Source organism: Synechococcus sp. BSA11S, from assembly GCF_014224355.1.
Taxonomy (GTDB): Bacteria; Cyanobacteriota; Cyanobacteriia; order PCC-6307; family Cyanobiaceae; genus Regnicoccus_A.
In genome coordinates this window covers 16,858-29,598 of record NZ_VNWP01000015.1, presented here as the reverse complement: position 1 = coordinate 29,598, position 12,741 = coordinate 16,858, and the positions used below count along the sequence as shown (strand labels likewise).

The 12,741-nt window shown below is 59.4% G+C and carries 13 protein-coding genes and 1 pseudogene; 6 read left to right on the top strand and 8 right to left on the bottom strand.

Annotated features, from left to right (window positions below):
* Positions 1–136: 136 nt before the first annotated feature.
* Together FPZ61_RS12335 and FPZ61_RS12330 are read right to left on the bottom strand one after the other, a co-directional pair.
* Positions 137–562, bottom strand: coding sequence for a type II toxin-antitoxin system VapC family toxin (locus tag FPZ61_RS12335; protein ID WP_185466888.1), 426 nt, complete (start codon positions 560–562; stop codon positions 137–139).
* Positions 559–807, bottom strand: a complete 249-nt coding sequence (locus tag FPZ61_RS12330) for an AbrB/MazE/SpoVT family DNA-binding domain-containing protein (RefSeq protein ID WP_185466887.1) — start codon at positions 805–807, stop codon at positions 559–561. Before FPZ61_RS12330 ends, FPZ61_RS12335 begins: the two co-directional genes overlap by 4 nt.
* 696 nt (positions 808–1,503) lie before the next feature.
* Between FPZ61_RS12330 and FPZ61_RS12325 the strand changes: the two genes are divergently transcribed.
* Both FPZ61_RS12325 and FPZ61_RS12320 read left to right on the top strand, forming a co-directional pair.
* The gene (locus FPZ61_RS12325; RefSeq protein ID WP_185466886.1) at positions 1,504–2,478 is read left to right on the top strand and encodes a hypothetical protein; all 975 of its coding nucleotides are present in this window, start codon (positions 1,504–1,506) and stop codon (positions 2,476–2,478) included.
* A 68-nt stretch (positions 2,479–2,546) separates the two neighbouring features.
* Positions 2,547–3,248 (top strand): hypothetical protein, encoded by a 702-nt coding sequence (locus tag FPZ61_RS12320; protein WP_185466885.1) that lies wholly within the window; start codon positions 2,547–2,549, stop codon positions 3,246–3,248.
* Here FPZ61_RS12320 and FPZ61_RS15930 read toward each other — a convergent pair.
* Together FPZ61_RS15930 and FPZ61_RS12315 are read right to left on the bottom strand one after the other, a co-directional pair.
* Positions 3,245–3,459: pseudogene (locus tag FPZ61_RS15930) on the bottom strand (IS630 family transposase); the annotation flags it as partial. The gene FPZ61_RS12320 and the pseudogene FPZ61_RS15930 overlap by 4 nt on opposite strands.
* Before the next feature lie 386 nt (positions 3,460–3,845).
* Positions 3,846–4,655 (bottom strand): pentapeptide repeat-containing protein, encoded by an 810-nt coding sequence (locus FPZ61_RS12315; RefSeq protein ID WP_185466884.1) that lies wholly within the window; start codon positions 4,653–4,655, stop codon positions 3,846–3,848.
* Between the two features lie 550 nt (positions 4,656–5,205).
* Here FPZ61_RS12315 and FPZ61_RS12310 point away from each other — a divergent pair.
* The gene (locus FPZ61_RS12310) at positions 5,206–6,216 is read left to right on the top strand and encodes a hypothetical protein (protein ID WP_185466883.1); all 1,011 of its coding nucleotides are present in this window, start codon (positions 5,206–5,208) and stop codon (positions 6,214–6,216) included.
* 22 nt (positions 6,217–6,238) lie between these two features.
* Here FPZ61_RS12310 and FPZ61_RS12305 read toward each other — a convergent pair whose 3' ends face one another.
* Together FPZ61_RS12305 and psbA are read right to left on the bottom strand one after the other, a co-directional pair.
* On the bottom strand, positions 6,239–6,913 hold the full coding sequence (locus FPZ61_RS12305) for a DUF3365 domain-containing protein (RefSeq protein WP_255441587.1): 675 nt from the start codon (positions 6,911–6,913) through the stop codon (positions 6,239–6,241).
* A gap of 117 nt (positions 6,914–7,030) precedes the next feature.
* Complete coding sequence (gene psbA, locus FPZ61_RS12300; protein WP_185466882.1) at positions 7,031–8,110, bottom strand: photosystem II q(b) protein; 1,080 nt, start codon at positions 8,108–8,110, stop codon at positions 7,031–7,033.
* Positions 8,111–8,113: 3 nt separating this feature from the next.
* On the opposite strand from psbA, the gene FPZ61_RS15590 reads away from it, so the two are divergent.
* The 3 genes from FPZ61_RS15590 to FPZ61_RS12285 all read left to right on the top strand — a co-directional run bounded on the left by FPZ61_RS15590 (position 8,114) and on the right by FPZ61_RS12285 (position 10,353).
* Positions 8,114–8,707: a DUF3122 domain-containing protein gene (locus tag FPZ61_RS15590; protein ID WP_255441586.1), complete on the top strand. Its 594-nt coding sequence runs from the start codon at positions 8,114–8,116 to the stop codon at positions 8,705–8,707.
* A gap of 219 nt (positions 8,708–8,926) precedes the next feature.
* The gene (locus FPZ61_RS12290) at positions 8,927–9,250 is read left to right on the top strand and encodes a YciI family protein (protein ID WP_185466924.1); all 324 of its coding nucleotides are present in this window, start codon (positions 8,927–8,929) and stop codon (positions 9,248–9,250) included.
* A complete protein-coding gene (locus FPZ61_RS12285; RefSeq protein ID WP_185466881.1) occupies positions 9,244–10,353 on the top strand; it encodes a CARDB domain-containing protein in 1,110 nt (369 codons plus the stop codon). Before FPZ61_RS12290 ends, FPZ61_RS12285 begins: the two co-directional genes overlap by 7 nt.
* Before the next feature lie 2 nt (positions 10,354–10,355).
* Here FPZ61_RS12285 and hemN read toward each other — a convergent pair whose 3' ends face one another.
* Together hemN and FPZ61_RS12275 are read right to left on the bottom strand one after the other, a co-directional pair.
* On the bottom strand, positions 10,356–11,741 hold the full coding sequence (gene hemN / locus FPZ61_RS12280) for an oxygen-independent coproporphyrinogen III oxidase (RefSeq protein WP_185466880.1): 1,386 nt from the start codon (positions 11,739–11,741) through the stop codon (positions 10,356–10,358).
* 46 nt (positions 11,742–11,787) lie between these two features.
* Positions 11,788–12,480 (bottom strand): biliverdin-producing heme oxygenase, encoded by a 693-nt coding sequence (locus tag FPZ61_RS12275; protein ID WP_185466879.1) that lies wholly within the window; start codon positions 12,478–12,480, stop codon positions 11,788–11,790.
* Positions 12,481–12,741: the final 261 nt, after the last annotated feature.

Here is a 12,741-nt window from a genome sequence, read left to right as displayed (position 1 = left end):
ACCTGGCTGACGTGACCCCCCAAACCTGGCCCCACCCCAGGCAGGCTCCCCCAAGAGTTGGTGATTGGGAACAGTCGGAGGAGCAGTTGAAGCGGCATGCCAGGCCGTGAGCCCATACCGTCCCGCCCCGGCCCGCTCAGGAAGCTGCGGGAACAAACAGTCGAGGAGAGAGATTCAGCTGGCGGATCCGTCGCCCGAAGCCGCGATCATCAAACGACGCCATCGACGCGCAACTGCGGCAGCTGGCATGGTGCAGGGCATCGGCGAAATCGAGCCCGCTGCGCACGCCGGCCATGGCCTGCTCCAGGGCTGGCCGGTCTTCCGCCGACAGCCCAGGATGGGCCAACAGGTGGTCGAACACCTGCAGCACCTGGTCCACCGGGAAGCCGTAGTACCCCCGCAGCACCCACTCCAGCTCCAGGGCCACCGTCTTGGCCAGGAAAAGGGGCTGGCCGGATTCGATCAGATCGCGGGCGGCCCTGCGCTGGCGTTCCGTGGCGGCATCGGCTGCGTCCTCCGCCACGAAGTAGCGGGCCAGCACGTTGGTGTCGAGACCGATCACGGGCGCAGCAGGCGGGCGGGATCGAAGTCCGCTGGCACGGCTGGCCGGCTGGTCCTGAGCAGCCCGAAACCGCTCTCCGGCACTGGCTGCTCCGGCTTCCAGGGGCGCAGCTCGATGTGATCCCCCACCAGCGCAAAGCTCACGCGGCTGCCCCTGGCCAGCCCGAACTGCTGCCGCAACGCCTTGGGGATGGTGACCTGCCCCTTGCTGGTGATCGAGCTGGTGGCAACTTCCTCGGATTCCATCGCAATTCCCCAGGTGGAGGCTAAGTATTACCTAGTAATACCACCGGGAGGCTTTTGCGCACAAAGGCCATCAGCATGCCGGGAGCTGAACACCGCCGAGCTGATCGCCCAGGTGAGCTTGCTGTGGGCGGCCAGGGCGTGAGACAACGGTGGCACTCACAACTGCAGCCGTTCGCTCCCATTGCCCACCCGTGCCTTCGACTCCTTCACCGCCTTTCCGGTCAACGTCCGCAGCATCCAGCCCGATGCCGCTGGCAGTAGCTGGAACTGGTATTCAGCAGAAAACGCCAGAGCAGGCAGGGGATATCAAGCAGTAACCTGTTCATGAGGGCAGTCTGCGGCTAGCTGTGTAGTCCCACCAGGTTCTCCAAGATGAGGCAACCACCTCAAATCGGTGGCATCACCGTCGGGAGCGCCTCCAGCAGCTGCTGATTGATGTATGACCTATCGAAAAGTGTTGTATACAAATCCCTAGGTCTAAAGGAAACTGTCCATCATGAACGGACGTTAGGCGTCGACTCTGAGATTAGCAACCCAAGGCAGGCATTGCTGCCTTGGGTTGCTGCTTATTAAGATTCGTTTGAGGCAAGCTTGCGCTTGCGATAGTAGAAGGGTTCGGGAAGTTTATCGATCATCCAGTAAAGAGTGATTAATCAAGCATCATGCTCGCGAACTAATTGCAACTTTTGACAATTGATGAATTTACAAAGCAATCGCCTCAAGACGCCGCACTTGCATCTTTTAGAGATGTTCACAGGTGGTTTAGCCGCTCTAGCCCTAACATCAGTCTCATTTCCCGCTTCGGCGGCCACTACACGCACCGCCAAGGCTGTCGTAGAAAACAAGACAAAGAGTGACATAGCGTATGTTGTCTTGGTCCATAAATATAGCGACGACTTTTTTAACGATGAAACTTGGGTAAATCTTAAGAAAGGAAAGACTACCAAAGGGCCTTTAACTGTCAAGTATCGCACAGGCTTTGGGACAACTGGGAAAGACTGGTGGCGAGTCTTTTTTCAATTTAAGGATGGCAAAACTTGCTATAGTGACCCCAAGAACTTTAGGGGAGCATTCGACGCTTCGGAAAGATTAATCCTTAATAATGCAGGTGAGCTTGGGAACGCACTCGGAATTTCAATTGGTTCTGGTACAGGTGTAATAGCTGGACCACCAGGAATTGCAGCAGGTGGATACTATGGTGGCGTAGGTGGTAGAAAAGCAGCAGATGGCCTTGCAAAGCTTCTGTTCTCAAAAGGGTCAACAACGGGTTTTAAGCAAATGATTCTCAGAGCCAGTGACGAAAATGGGACTGTAAGGATCATTATTCAAGATGGAGAACGCATTATCCTTCGAGCTCCTCGGTCGGGCGGAGCGACAACTCGCTATAGTTGCTTTGCAAAGCCTCTAGTATCCGTAGGCCAGAATATCCGCCAAGTCATATTCAAAGGTGGCTCTTTTGTTGATCTAGGACAAGGCAGATGGGCCGAACTGGGAGCCGATGGATCAACACGTTTTAGGTTTACGGAAGAGACTCGCAACTCAACATTTATTGTATTAGTAGACAAGAGCAGAGGATATCGAATCAAGATCGATCTCAACAAAAACGAAGCCTCTGTGCAGGACATGAAAGGAAAAGTGTTGACAACTTATGATGTCACTGACAAAAAGTAGTATTGCCTGCATATTCTATCCTGCTTTCCTAAGGCAAAAGCTCAACTGATCACCCAAATGAACCTATCATGACTTTGATTGCCTACTCCAAATCAATGCGGTACCGTTTCCTTGGCGCGGTGACTTGGTTGATTGCCGCGTCAGCCTTGGTTGGCGATTTCGCTGCACCTGCGCAATCGAAAACCCGCCGCACCGCATATGCTACTGTTAGCAATTTAAGCCCAAAAACCATTAAGGTTATCACACTTGTGCACAAATATAGTGATGTCTATAAAGAGTATCAGTCTTGGGCAAACCTCCCTATTCCAAGCACCACATCCAAGATGCCAGTCTCTTACAATACTGGATTTGGCACAACCGGGGTGGACTGGTGGCGCTTGTTTTGGGAATATAGTGATGGAACTGTATGCATGACAAACCCTAAAAACTTACAGGGGCCACTTAACAAAGTTGAAAAGTTTGCTCTTAAAAATGCCGCCAAGTACTTTGATGTTCTTGCAGGGCAGATTGCAGGAGCCGCTTCGGCACCCTTAGGGCCACTCGGGCAAGCGGTGGCTGGCTCCGCAGCAGGAAAAGTGGCCGGTAACAACGCCGAAGTCTTGGCTCAAGCTCTTTTTAATGAAGAAAGTACAGCTGGTTTCAAGAAGCATATGCTCAGAAAGAAGGACGAAGAGGCTGTGACGAGTATTGCAATACTCCCAGGAGATCTAGTTACGTTGGTATCAAATTCAGGAAGGTCTACAACCCGCTACAAATGCGAAAAACCCTAATGTCCCGTCCTGGAGATTTGAGAACAAAGCCGCTGGAGTTTCTCCAGGATCGAATCCGCCCTCACGGTCCAGTTGAACGGGGCATTAGTCTTATATTGTAGGCGCCTAGGAACTGTACGATCTTGGTAATCAGCTCTTTGACGCTGGAGAAGCAGCCGCGACGGATTGCCCATTGCTTGATGATCCCAAACCAGCGCCCCACCTGGTTGAGTCAATAGGCGTAGGCCCCCTCTGCCAGGAGCGGACCTTGGCGTACTTATTGGTGCAGTAGCTCATGCAGGTCAGGCCCATCCGCGCGGCGATGGCCGTGTTGGTTTCGCCAGCACCATTGTCCAGAACGATCTGAGCGAGCTGCACGATCGAATGTGGCAGTGAGCAAGAGTTAACGATGCTCTGCAGTTGTTGAAACTCATCATCGCCGAGTACCGGCGGTGGCATCGGAAGAGAAGCGCTACAGAGTACTTCGATTCACATCGCTATTCTAGATGTTGTCAGGGGCGGTGCATTAGTCGAAAAGAAATTAATTTTGCCAAGACATTATGTCTGATGCATGCCTTAATGCATTGCTTGTTGGTTATGGAGCGTATTTAAGGCATATCAAAAGCCAAGGCAACTATTCTTTTCGTATTTTGGAGTAAATACAGTGCCCTTAAGTTTAAAGCACGTTTTCTCGTTGGCGGCTATCGGTGTATTGATAAAGAATGACTTACCAGCACGCGTCTTTACCATCAGGCGAATATCTTTTGCGCCCTTAGGAAGTTTTATGGCTCTCCGCTGGTTTGTGATCGCAACAACATCACCATTTAAAATTTTGGGAACAGGAGCCTTCACGCCTCCAGTGAATGTTTGGTCTACCATGTACATAATTGTATATTTAGCGCGATATCCACTACTGTTTTTAATTGAAATAACAGTCTCTTGCTTTTTGGGCTGTGAAGATTTTTGGGAACGCGCGGCATCCTTTTCAACAATAGCAGGTTCTGGCTTTTTAAATATAAGCCCATTATTCTGCGATTTAGACAAGCTCGAGATGGCAATTTGAGTGCCATACACGTTAGTATTTTTGATAATAGCATCGCTAAAATCAACACTACGAAGGTCTGAATCTATAATTAGAGCATTCGTTAGATTTGCATTGGCAAGATTGGAACTTCTCAGATTTGCATTTGTTAGCTTTATGTTAGAAAGATTCGCGCCGCTTAAGTCACACTTTTCGCAATTACCTGTACTTTTAAGGCGCTGCAGGTGGCTGGGGTCATAGGCTTGAGCTCGCTGACCTCTGATTAAGGTTAAGACTGAAGCCAAAGAAAGGATGCTAAGAAGTATGAATTGAGAATTTTTTTTCATGCCATTTAGGTACAAGTGGTCAAAAAGATTTGGATTTTCAATTAATAAAACCCAATCCATTAGACTTCGTGGCGGTTGCTGTGTCGGTATAAGTTGCTACAGTTTGGCGCATCGGGCGACGTCCGTGCGGGAAGCCTTTGCGGTGAGCGGTATCTGTGTTCCTTCAGCACCTGCTGGGACGCTGAAGTCATCCTGGCCTGCTTACGGTGGAGGTATTGTCATATATGGCCCCACAGCGTTCTGGGAGGAAGGGCTCTCAATATGGTGAACATTGAGACCAAGCCCTTTTACTCTTGCTTAGTGTAGTCGATGACAAGGTCCAAGCTGTCCAGTAAAATGCATCAATCTCATGCATGGGCTTTTCGCGGTAGCTCCACCAGGCCTCTCGTTAATTGTGTTCACCCTAGATGCAGGTATGGCAGTGCAACAATTACCAATAAGATAATTTGACATGTCCTATATTCTGAGATCCAAGTTCAGCAGTCGCTCCATTAGCAACCTCTCTAGACTGCTTGGCCTCGTAGTCACGAGCGTTATTTTAGACCTCAGCGTAGCCTGGGAGTCGTTTGCGGTCACACCATCTACGGTTGCTGTAGCGTCACTCCCTCGCATGGGTGAACGCTTGCAACATGCAGCATACAGTCTTGACATCCAGTCTGGGGATGCAACTGTTTTCCATAGCACCGATGCGATTAATCTGGCCAAGTCCGAAAAGCAAGAACGCTGGACATTGAGTGGGCAAGGCGATGCAGTTCGCATGCTCAACTGTGATGATTGTGGCGACGACGTTGGTGCAGAGCTTGCGTGCCAAGGGAGCGGGCAGCCTGCTCTTCTGAGCCTGTTCTGGGCTGCGGTAATCCGTGATGATCCAATGCGAAGCTCCTTGGTGATCAGTGTTGCAGATCAGAGCTTTGAGCGCAAAGCCGAAACTATATTTTTTGGCATGCTTGGTCATGTTCCTAAGGTCGAGGTGTATGCAGATGACCCCTTATTCGAAGCGCTGAGTCATGGCAGCCAAATGGAGGTCCGATTTTCCGGTGTAGAGACAACAATTAGCCTGGAAGGATTCTCCACCGCATTGAAGCAGTTTGCCCTTGCCTGCCCCTGGAGGCCTGGCCTGGCTCCTATGGACAATGACGGACACTCTAATCTTCCTCAGACCGATAAAATGAGCGATCTGATTTCCATTCAGGAAGGCTGGATGCTCTCTGAGGCTAACGACCCGGACACAGGCGACAACATTTCGACTCTGAGCTTCGGTATAGCCCAGACTGACGCCATCGCTTTTCAGGCCACATGCTCAGGTGGCGAACCCAACTCATTGATCAAAATTATTGCTCTTGTAGGTATCGATGAAGCTCCAGAGGGAGAAATAACTGAGCTCGTGGTCGTTCAAAATGATTCTGAGCTGCGTCTACCGGGGAAGATCTCAACAGGTCATAGCACTTACCCCGGAATTCTCGCGACTGTGGACCATCGCCATGCCCTGTGGTCGCTCATGCAAAGTCAGGAATCGGTGCGCTTCAGCAGGGCCGGAGGTCAAAGCACAATCTTGCCCGCCTCGGAAACGAGCTATTTGATAGCTCGATTTTTGCGTACGTGTTTGAGTCAGGAAGTGTAAGTGTGCGGGCATCTCTCTAGCCTCACCCAGACTCCGCCAGCGCCTGCTGCAACTCGGGGATGAACACGGCATACATGCCGCGTAGATCGCCCACCTTGAAATCAAAGGCCTTGTCGTCGGGGTAGTTGTCTTTCACGAAGGCCGGACGGTCAGCCTTCGTGCCGTGGCAGGCCAGACAACTGGGCTCCACGTTGATGCGGCGGTAGTAGGTCACCCCGGCACTCTGTCCGGCGCCGGCCGGCTCCCACAGGCCGGTGATCTCGGGATGGCGTTCCAGCAGATCGATCACCTGCTTCTCCTGAGGTCCGGCGGGAGCGTGATCGGGGTTGCGGGACTTGCTGGCCACCTGGCGCACCTGCCAGCCGTTCTCCCTGCCGATGGCCTTCGCCCGCATCCCCACCGGCTTGCAGACCTCCTGCATCGTTTGCATGGTGGGTTCCTCGCTGCGGCCCTCGAGCGTGGAGGCCAGCGAGACCCGCATCCGGTTGAGTTGCTCCATCTCGGCCACTGCTTTCGGGAGGCCGGCCTGCTCACTCTGGGCGGCCAGGGCAGTGGGGGGAGCAGCGGTGATCAGCAGGGCGCCGATCACCACCATCAGCGTGCTGGCGGCGGCCAGCCCGATCAGCTCCCGCAAGCAATGGGTCAGGGCACGGCGCGGGGCCGCAGCACATGCAAGGGGAGGGGAAAGGAGAGTCATGGCGAGTTCCGTGACGCGAAAGCGATGGACTGGGGCAAGGTTCAACCGAGAAAGGGCCTGGAGCAGGTCCAGGCCCTCGGCCTTCAGCGAAGCGGCTGGGTGGGGGTCAAAGTCCCACTAACCGATCGCCGGAGCGCTGAGCGCCACGGGGGTGCTGGCGGTGGTGGCCAGATCGAGGGGGAAGTTGTGCACGTTGCGCTCGTGCATCGCCTCGATGCCCAGGCCACCTCGGTTGAGCACATCGGCCCAGGTGTTGATCACCCGGCCCTGGTGGTCGACCACCGAGTGGTTGAAGTTGAGGCCGTTGAGGTTGAACGAGAAGCTGGCCACCGCCAGGGCCGCGAACCAGATCCCCACCACGGGCCAGGCGGCCAGGAAGAAGTGGAGGCTGCGGCTGTTGTTGAAGGAGGCGTACTGGAAGATCAGGCGACCGAAGTAACCGTGGGCAGCCACGATGTTGTAGGTCTCCTCCTCCTGGCCGAACTTGTAGCCCCGGTTCTGGGATTCCGTCTCGGTGGTCTCCCGCACCAGTGAGCTGGTCACGAGCGAGCCGTGCATGGCCGAGAACAGGCTGCCACCGAAGACGCCGGCCACGCCGAGCATGTGAAAGGGGTGCATCAGCACGTTGTGCTCGGCCTGGAGCACCAGCATGAAATTGAAGGTGCCGGAGATGCCCAGCGGCATGCCGTCGGAGAAGGAGCCCTGGCCGATCGAGTAAATCAGCAGCACGGCGGTGGCGGCGGCCACTGGTGCGGAATAGGCCACGGCGATCCAGGGGCGCATGCCGAGGCGGTAGCTGAGTTCCCACTCGCGGCCCATCCAGCAGAAGATGCCGATCAGGACGTGGAAGATGATCAGCTGGTAGGGGCCGCCGTTGTAGAGCCATTCGTCGAGGCTGGCGGCTTCCCAGATGGGGTAGAAGTGCAGGCCGATGGCGTTGCTGGAGGGAACCACCGCGGCGGTGATGATGTTGTTGCCGTAGAGGAGTCCACCGGAGACCGGCTCGCGGATGCCGTCGATGTCGACGGGTGGAGCGCCGATGAAGGCGATTAGGAAGCAGCAGGTGGCGGCAAGCAGGGTGGGGATCATCAGCACACCGAACCAGCCCACGTAGAGGCGGTTCTCGGTGCTCGTGACCCAGTCCTTGAAGGAGTCCCAGGGATGGCCGCGCCTGCGGCTGAGGGAGGTGGTGGTCATGGGATGACAACGACTGGACAGGGATGGGGCGGTGACGGCATCGGTCTGGAGCCGAGCTTCATGCCTGCATCCTTCTACAACGCTACCGTTGAAGCAGTCTTAGTGCTTGGATGGGCCATGCGTATCTCTGCTCATTGTTCGCGGGCCCTGTTCGGGGTCTGTCTGGCCCTGCTGCTGGCTCTGGGCTGGTCAGCTCCGGCGGCAGCCACCGAGGTGATGGGCAGCTGGCGGGTCGTGGATGACGCCGGCCGAGGCTGGGGCCTGAGCCTGTTCGAGCAGCCGGATCCTGCCTTTCCAGCAGGCTGGCGCCTCCGCCTCAGTGCCCATGCCCCCGGTGTGGCCGCCGATCATGGCCGGCCCCTGCGCCTCCTCGATGGTCTGGGCGGTGTCTGGATGCTGGAGAACCGCAGCGAAGAGATGGTGCCGCCTGGTGCGGCGGCGATCCCCGCCGGCTCAGCCCAGTTCGATGCCGCCGGCCTTGATCCCAGGCCCAGCGCTCTGGCGCCCCTGCGTCTGGAGCTGCCGCTCGGCGATGGCGACACCACTGGGCTGACCCTGGGGAACACAGTGGTTCTGGCCCTGAGGGGTCTGCCGTAACCAAAAAAAAGAGGTGGGCCTACCACAGCCCGCCCCTCGGAACGTCTTGCAAAATGTAACGCCTTCGGCGGGATGGGCGTGGATTTCCCTAATGGGGATTTCTGCTCAGCCTTCTGAGACCCTCTTCCCTTCTCCAGACGCGCTCCAGCTCCGGGCCCTGCTCGAAGCTCCGCCATGGATGGCAGGCCTAGGTTGGTGCGGTTGCTTCGGGGGCTCGCCTTGCCCTGGTTCGTGAAGCTGGAGCAGGGACTGGTCGATCGTGCCCATTTCGACGCCCACCTGCGTGCCCACCTCGACTGGGTGGCCGACCTGCAGCGGCGTGGTCACCAGCCCAGCAGCGGCTACTGGCGCGAGTGCAAGGGCATGAATGGTGATGGAGCCGGCGGCATGTTGCTCTTTCAGGCCCGTGACTGGCAGGAAGCCGAGTCGATCGTGCAGAGCGATCCTCTGATCCGCTCCGGTTGCGTCAGCTGGGTGCTGCACGAGTGGCGAGTGGTGGCAGGTGCGATCCCGGAGGACGCTCAGGCTCCCTCCCCATGGTGATCCTCTCGATTGCCAACACGATCAGCGACCTGATCCAGGGGGATGTGAACGAGCACATGCCCCTGGAGCGCATTCCTCTCGAGGGCGATGTGCTCGGACTGGGCACCACCACCAGCCTCGACAACGGTGAGCTCACCTTTCTGCACCAGCCGGGGGCTCCCCGCACCCATCTCTACAAATGTCAGGCCCTCGATGGCGGCATCAGGCGGCTGCGCCCCGCCGATGGGGCCTCCCACTTCCCTTATGTGTGCTTCAGCGGCGATGCCAGTGCCCTGCGCCAGCCGGTGGATCTCTCCGGGCTGGGGCCCAGTGCCGGGGTGCCGCTGCAGGAGCTGGTGAGGCAGGCGATCGCCGGCGCGATCGCGGCGGGCCGGATGGAGCCGGCGCCGATCGTGGGGGTGCGATTGCGGGCCACCTGGAGCAGCCTGGTGATCACGGTGGCCTCCAAGCTCTGCATGGGCCAGCGACGCCGCAACGCCGATGCCCTGGATCCGGATGCGGCGGCGAGCCTTTACTCCAGCCTTCAGCACTACCGCCTGGCGCCGCAGGATCCCGGCGATCCGGCCGATCCGATCCACTACCTCGGCCGGAGCCTGGAGTGGGATTGCTGCGGCTTCTGGGACACCCGGCCCGAGAGCGGACGCGTGACCGTGCCGGCGGCGGGCGCCCATCTTCACCTGCATGGCTGCAGCAGCGACCTGCGCCACGGCGGCCATCTGCACCATGAGCATGCGGGCACCCGGCTCTTGAGGCTCGACTCCCTGGCCCTCTATCCCCTGCAGGAGCTGCGCAGCCTCGGCTCCGATCTGGCGGTGGAGCGTGCGAGCTACTCCGCTGGTGTGCTGCGGTTCGCCATCACCAACCGGGGCAGCCTCGATGTGAGCGATGTGGGGGTGGCCGTGGTGATCGACGATCGCTACAGCGGTCACCACTACCTGCGCCTGCCCTGGCTGGCCGCCGGCGCGGAGGAAGCCTTCGCCCTGAAGCTCGAGCTCGCGCCCGGAACCCATGAACTGCTGGTGCTGGCGGATCCCGAGCGGCAGGTGCTCGAACCCCAGACCCAGCAGGAGAACAACCGGGCGCGGCTGCAGGTGCTGATCTGAGCTCAGATCAGCCTGGACCCACTGGCCTGTCGGCGCTGGCTGGGATCGAACACCGCCGCGATCGTGCGGATCAGCCAGCGGCCCACCTCCGTCACCTCGAGGCTGTTGGCACCGAGGCGCACCAGTCCGTCGGCTTCGAGGGTCTGCAGGTCGGCCCATTCGCTGGGGAACAGGCGCTGGGCCTCGAGGGGCTGCCCCAGGGCGATGGTGTCGAAATCGACCGCGAAGCGGCACATCAGGCTCTGGATGATCGTGCGCCGCAGCAGCACCGCGGGATCCCGCACCACCAGGCCCCGCTCCACCGGCAGGCGGTTGTCTTCAAGCGCCTCGACATAGCCCTTCATCGTGCGCTGGTTCTGGCTGAACAGGTTCTGGAACTGACTGATCGCCGTGACGCCGATGCCGAGCAGGTCGCGCTCGCCGCCGGTGGTGTAGCCCTGGAAATTGCGGTGCAGCCGCCTCTGCCGCGCCGCCAGCGCCAGGCTGTCGCTTGAAAGGGCGAAATGGTCCATGCCGATGGCGTCGTAGCCGTCGCCTGTGAAGGCCCCGTAGGCGTGCTGCAGCATCCGGATCCGCTCCCGCTGGCTGGGCAGGTCGTCGGCGGCGATCCTGCGCTGGAGCGGCAGCTGCTCGGGCAGGTAGGCGAAGCTGAACAGCGACACCCGCTCCGGCCGCAGCTCCTGCACCAGGGCGATCGTGCTGGCGAACCGCTCGGGGGTCTGCAGCGGCAGCCCGCAGATCAGATCGACGTTGACGCTCTCGAAGGCCGCCTCCCGCATCCACTCCATCGCCTGGCGGAGTTGCTCCACCGGCACGATCCGGTTCACGGCCTCCTGCACGTGCGGGTCGGCATCCTGGATACCGAAACTGATCCGGTTGAAGCCCAGCCGGCGCAGGTTCAGCACCTGATCGCGGCTGAGGAACTCCGGATTCACCTCGATCGAGGCTTCCAGATCCGGAGCGAGATCGAAATGCTCCCCGATCAGCTCCCAGAGCTGGCCCTGCTCCTGGGGGTTGAGGTAGTTCGGAGTGCCGCCGCCCCAGTGCAGCTGTCCCAGCCGCCGCCGCTGGCTTGAGGCCTGGGTCACCAGGGCCAGCTCCCTGGCCAGGGCCTGCAGGTACGGCCCCACCACTTTCGAGCCGGCCTGGGTGGTGATCCGGTTGCAGCCGCAATACCAGCAGGCATGGCGGCAGAAGGGAACATGCACGTAAAGCGACAGATCCGCGGTGGTCGGTTGCCGCAGCTGGCTCACCAGATCGGCCGGACCGACGCCGCTGTGAAAGGCGGCGGCAGTGGGATAGCTGGTGTAGCGGGGAACGGGCCTGTCGTACTTGACCAGCAGGGGGAGCAGTTCGGGCTGGGATCTGGTGGGGGCCGTGAACGTCATCTTGGGGACCGGGAGTTCGGGGGGTGGTTCTTTCGGGTTTGGCGGGTTATCCCAGCTCGGCCAGCAGGCGCTGGGTGTTGTGGAAGGCGACCACCGCTTCATCCAGCAGCTCCGCCTCCTCGGCCTCGCTGAGCTCGAGCTGCTCCATGGCGTCGTGGAGGGCCTGCTTGAGTTCCTCGATCGGGCGCTCGAACCGCCAGAAGCGCAGGCAGGGCAGACCATGGGCGGCCAGGATCGTGTTGGCCTGCTGGGCGAGCTGCTGCCCGCCGGAGAGATCGCCGCCGTAGCGCACGTACACATGGGCCAGGAAGCGGTGAGGCTCCTGCTGGGCGAGGGTGTGCAGGTGCTCCAGCCAGGCCGCGGCTGCGGCCGAGGGCCCGCTGGCTTCGATGCCGGCCAGCATGGCGACGTCGTGGCGCAGGGCTTCGCTGCGGTTGAGGGCACTCCAGGGGAGGTTTGGCGCGCCGAGGGCGGCGGCCAGTTCGGGACCGCGTCGCTCGATCAGCGTGTAGGCCGGTCCGAGGGCGCGGATCAGGGCCGCCAGCTGCAGGGGGCTGGCCTGGCCCGCGAGCAGGGCCCTGGAGAAAGTCATGCCCTCAGCCCGGTGATGGGCGGCACCGATGCGGCCATGCAGGCGCCGGACCCTGGGGCCGAAGCCTCGGCGGGCCGCCGCATCAGCAGGACTGGCGTGGTCGGAGATGCCCTGGCCTGAGACGGCGACGGGGAGGGTGGTGGTCATGGCGAACGGTGCCGGTGGGACGGCGATGGCCCAGGGAACGGAGCGGGCTTCGCTGGACTCACGGTATAACGCTACTGTGGTTGCGTCGATTCCCCCGGATTCCGTGTGACGGTTTCGTTGCAACCTCGAGATCCGTCAAGCCCTCCCGGGTGGCTGGCTGCTCCCCTGCCGTCCCTGGGCGCACCTCGTTGAAGCCCTCAGGGGGCGCTGACGCCCGACTGTCCGGAGGGCAGCAGCAGCGGGTGGCGCTCGCCTGAGCGC

Excerpts from the sequence above, each read along its gene's own strand:
- FPZ61_RS12330 (WP_185466887.1), bottom strand. The coding sequence starts at position 807 with ATGGAATCCGAGGAAGTTGCCACCAGCTCGATCACCAGCAAGGGGCAG.
- FPZ61_RS12325 (WP_185466886.1), top strand. The coding sequence starts at position 1,504 with ATGAATTTACAAAGCAATCGCCTCAAGACGCCGCACTTGCATCTTTTA.
- FPZ61_RS12320 (WP_185466885.1), top strand. The coding sequence starts at position 2,547 with ATGACTTTGATTGCCTACTCCAAATCAATGCGGTACCGTTTCCTTGGC.
- FPZ61_RS12315 (WP_185466884.1), bottom strand. The coding sequence starts at position 4,655 with ATGGATTGGGTTTTATTAATTGAAAATCCAAATCTTTTTGACCACTTG.
- FPZ61_RS12310 (WP_185466883.1), top strand. The coding sequence starts at position 5,206 with ATGGGTGAACGCTTGCAACATGCAGCATACAGTCTTGACATCCAGTCT.
- FPZ61_RS12305 (WP_255441587.1), bottom strand. The coding sequence starts at position 6,913 with ATGACTCTCCTTTCCCCTCCCCTTGCATGTGCTGCGGCCCCGCGCCGT.
- psbA (WP_185466882.1), bottom strand. The coding sequence starts at position 8,110 with ATGACCACCACCTCCCTCAGCCGCAGGCGCGGCCATCCCTGGGACTCC.
- FPZ61_RS15590 (WP_255441586.1), top strand. The coding sequence starts at position 8,114 with ATGACAACGACTGGACAGGGATGGGGCGGTGACGGCATCGGTCTGGAG.
- FPZ61_RS12285 (WP_185466881.1), top strand. The coding sequence starts at position 9,244 with ATGGTGATCCTCTCGATTGCCAACACGATCAGCGACCTGATCCAGGGG.
- hemN (WP_185466880.1), bottom strand. The coding sequence starts at position 11,741 with ATGACGTTCACGGCCCCCACCAGATCCCAGCCCGAACTGCTCCCCCTG.
- FPZ61_RS12275 (WP_185466879.1), bottom strand. The coding sequence starts at position 12,480 with ATGACCACCACCCTCCCCGTCGCCGTCTCAGGCCAGGGCATCTCCGAC.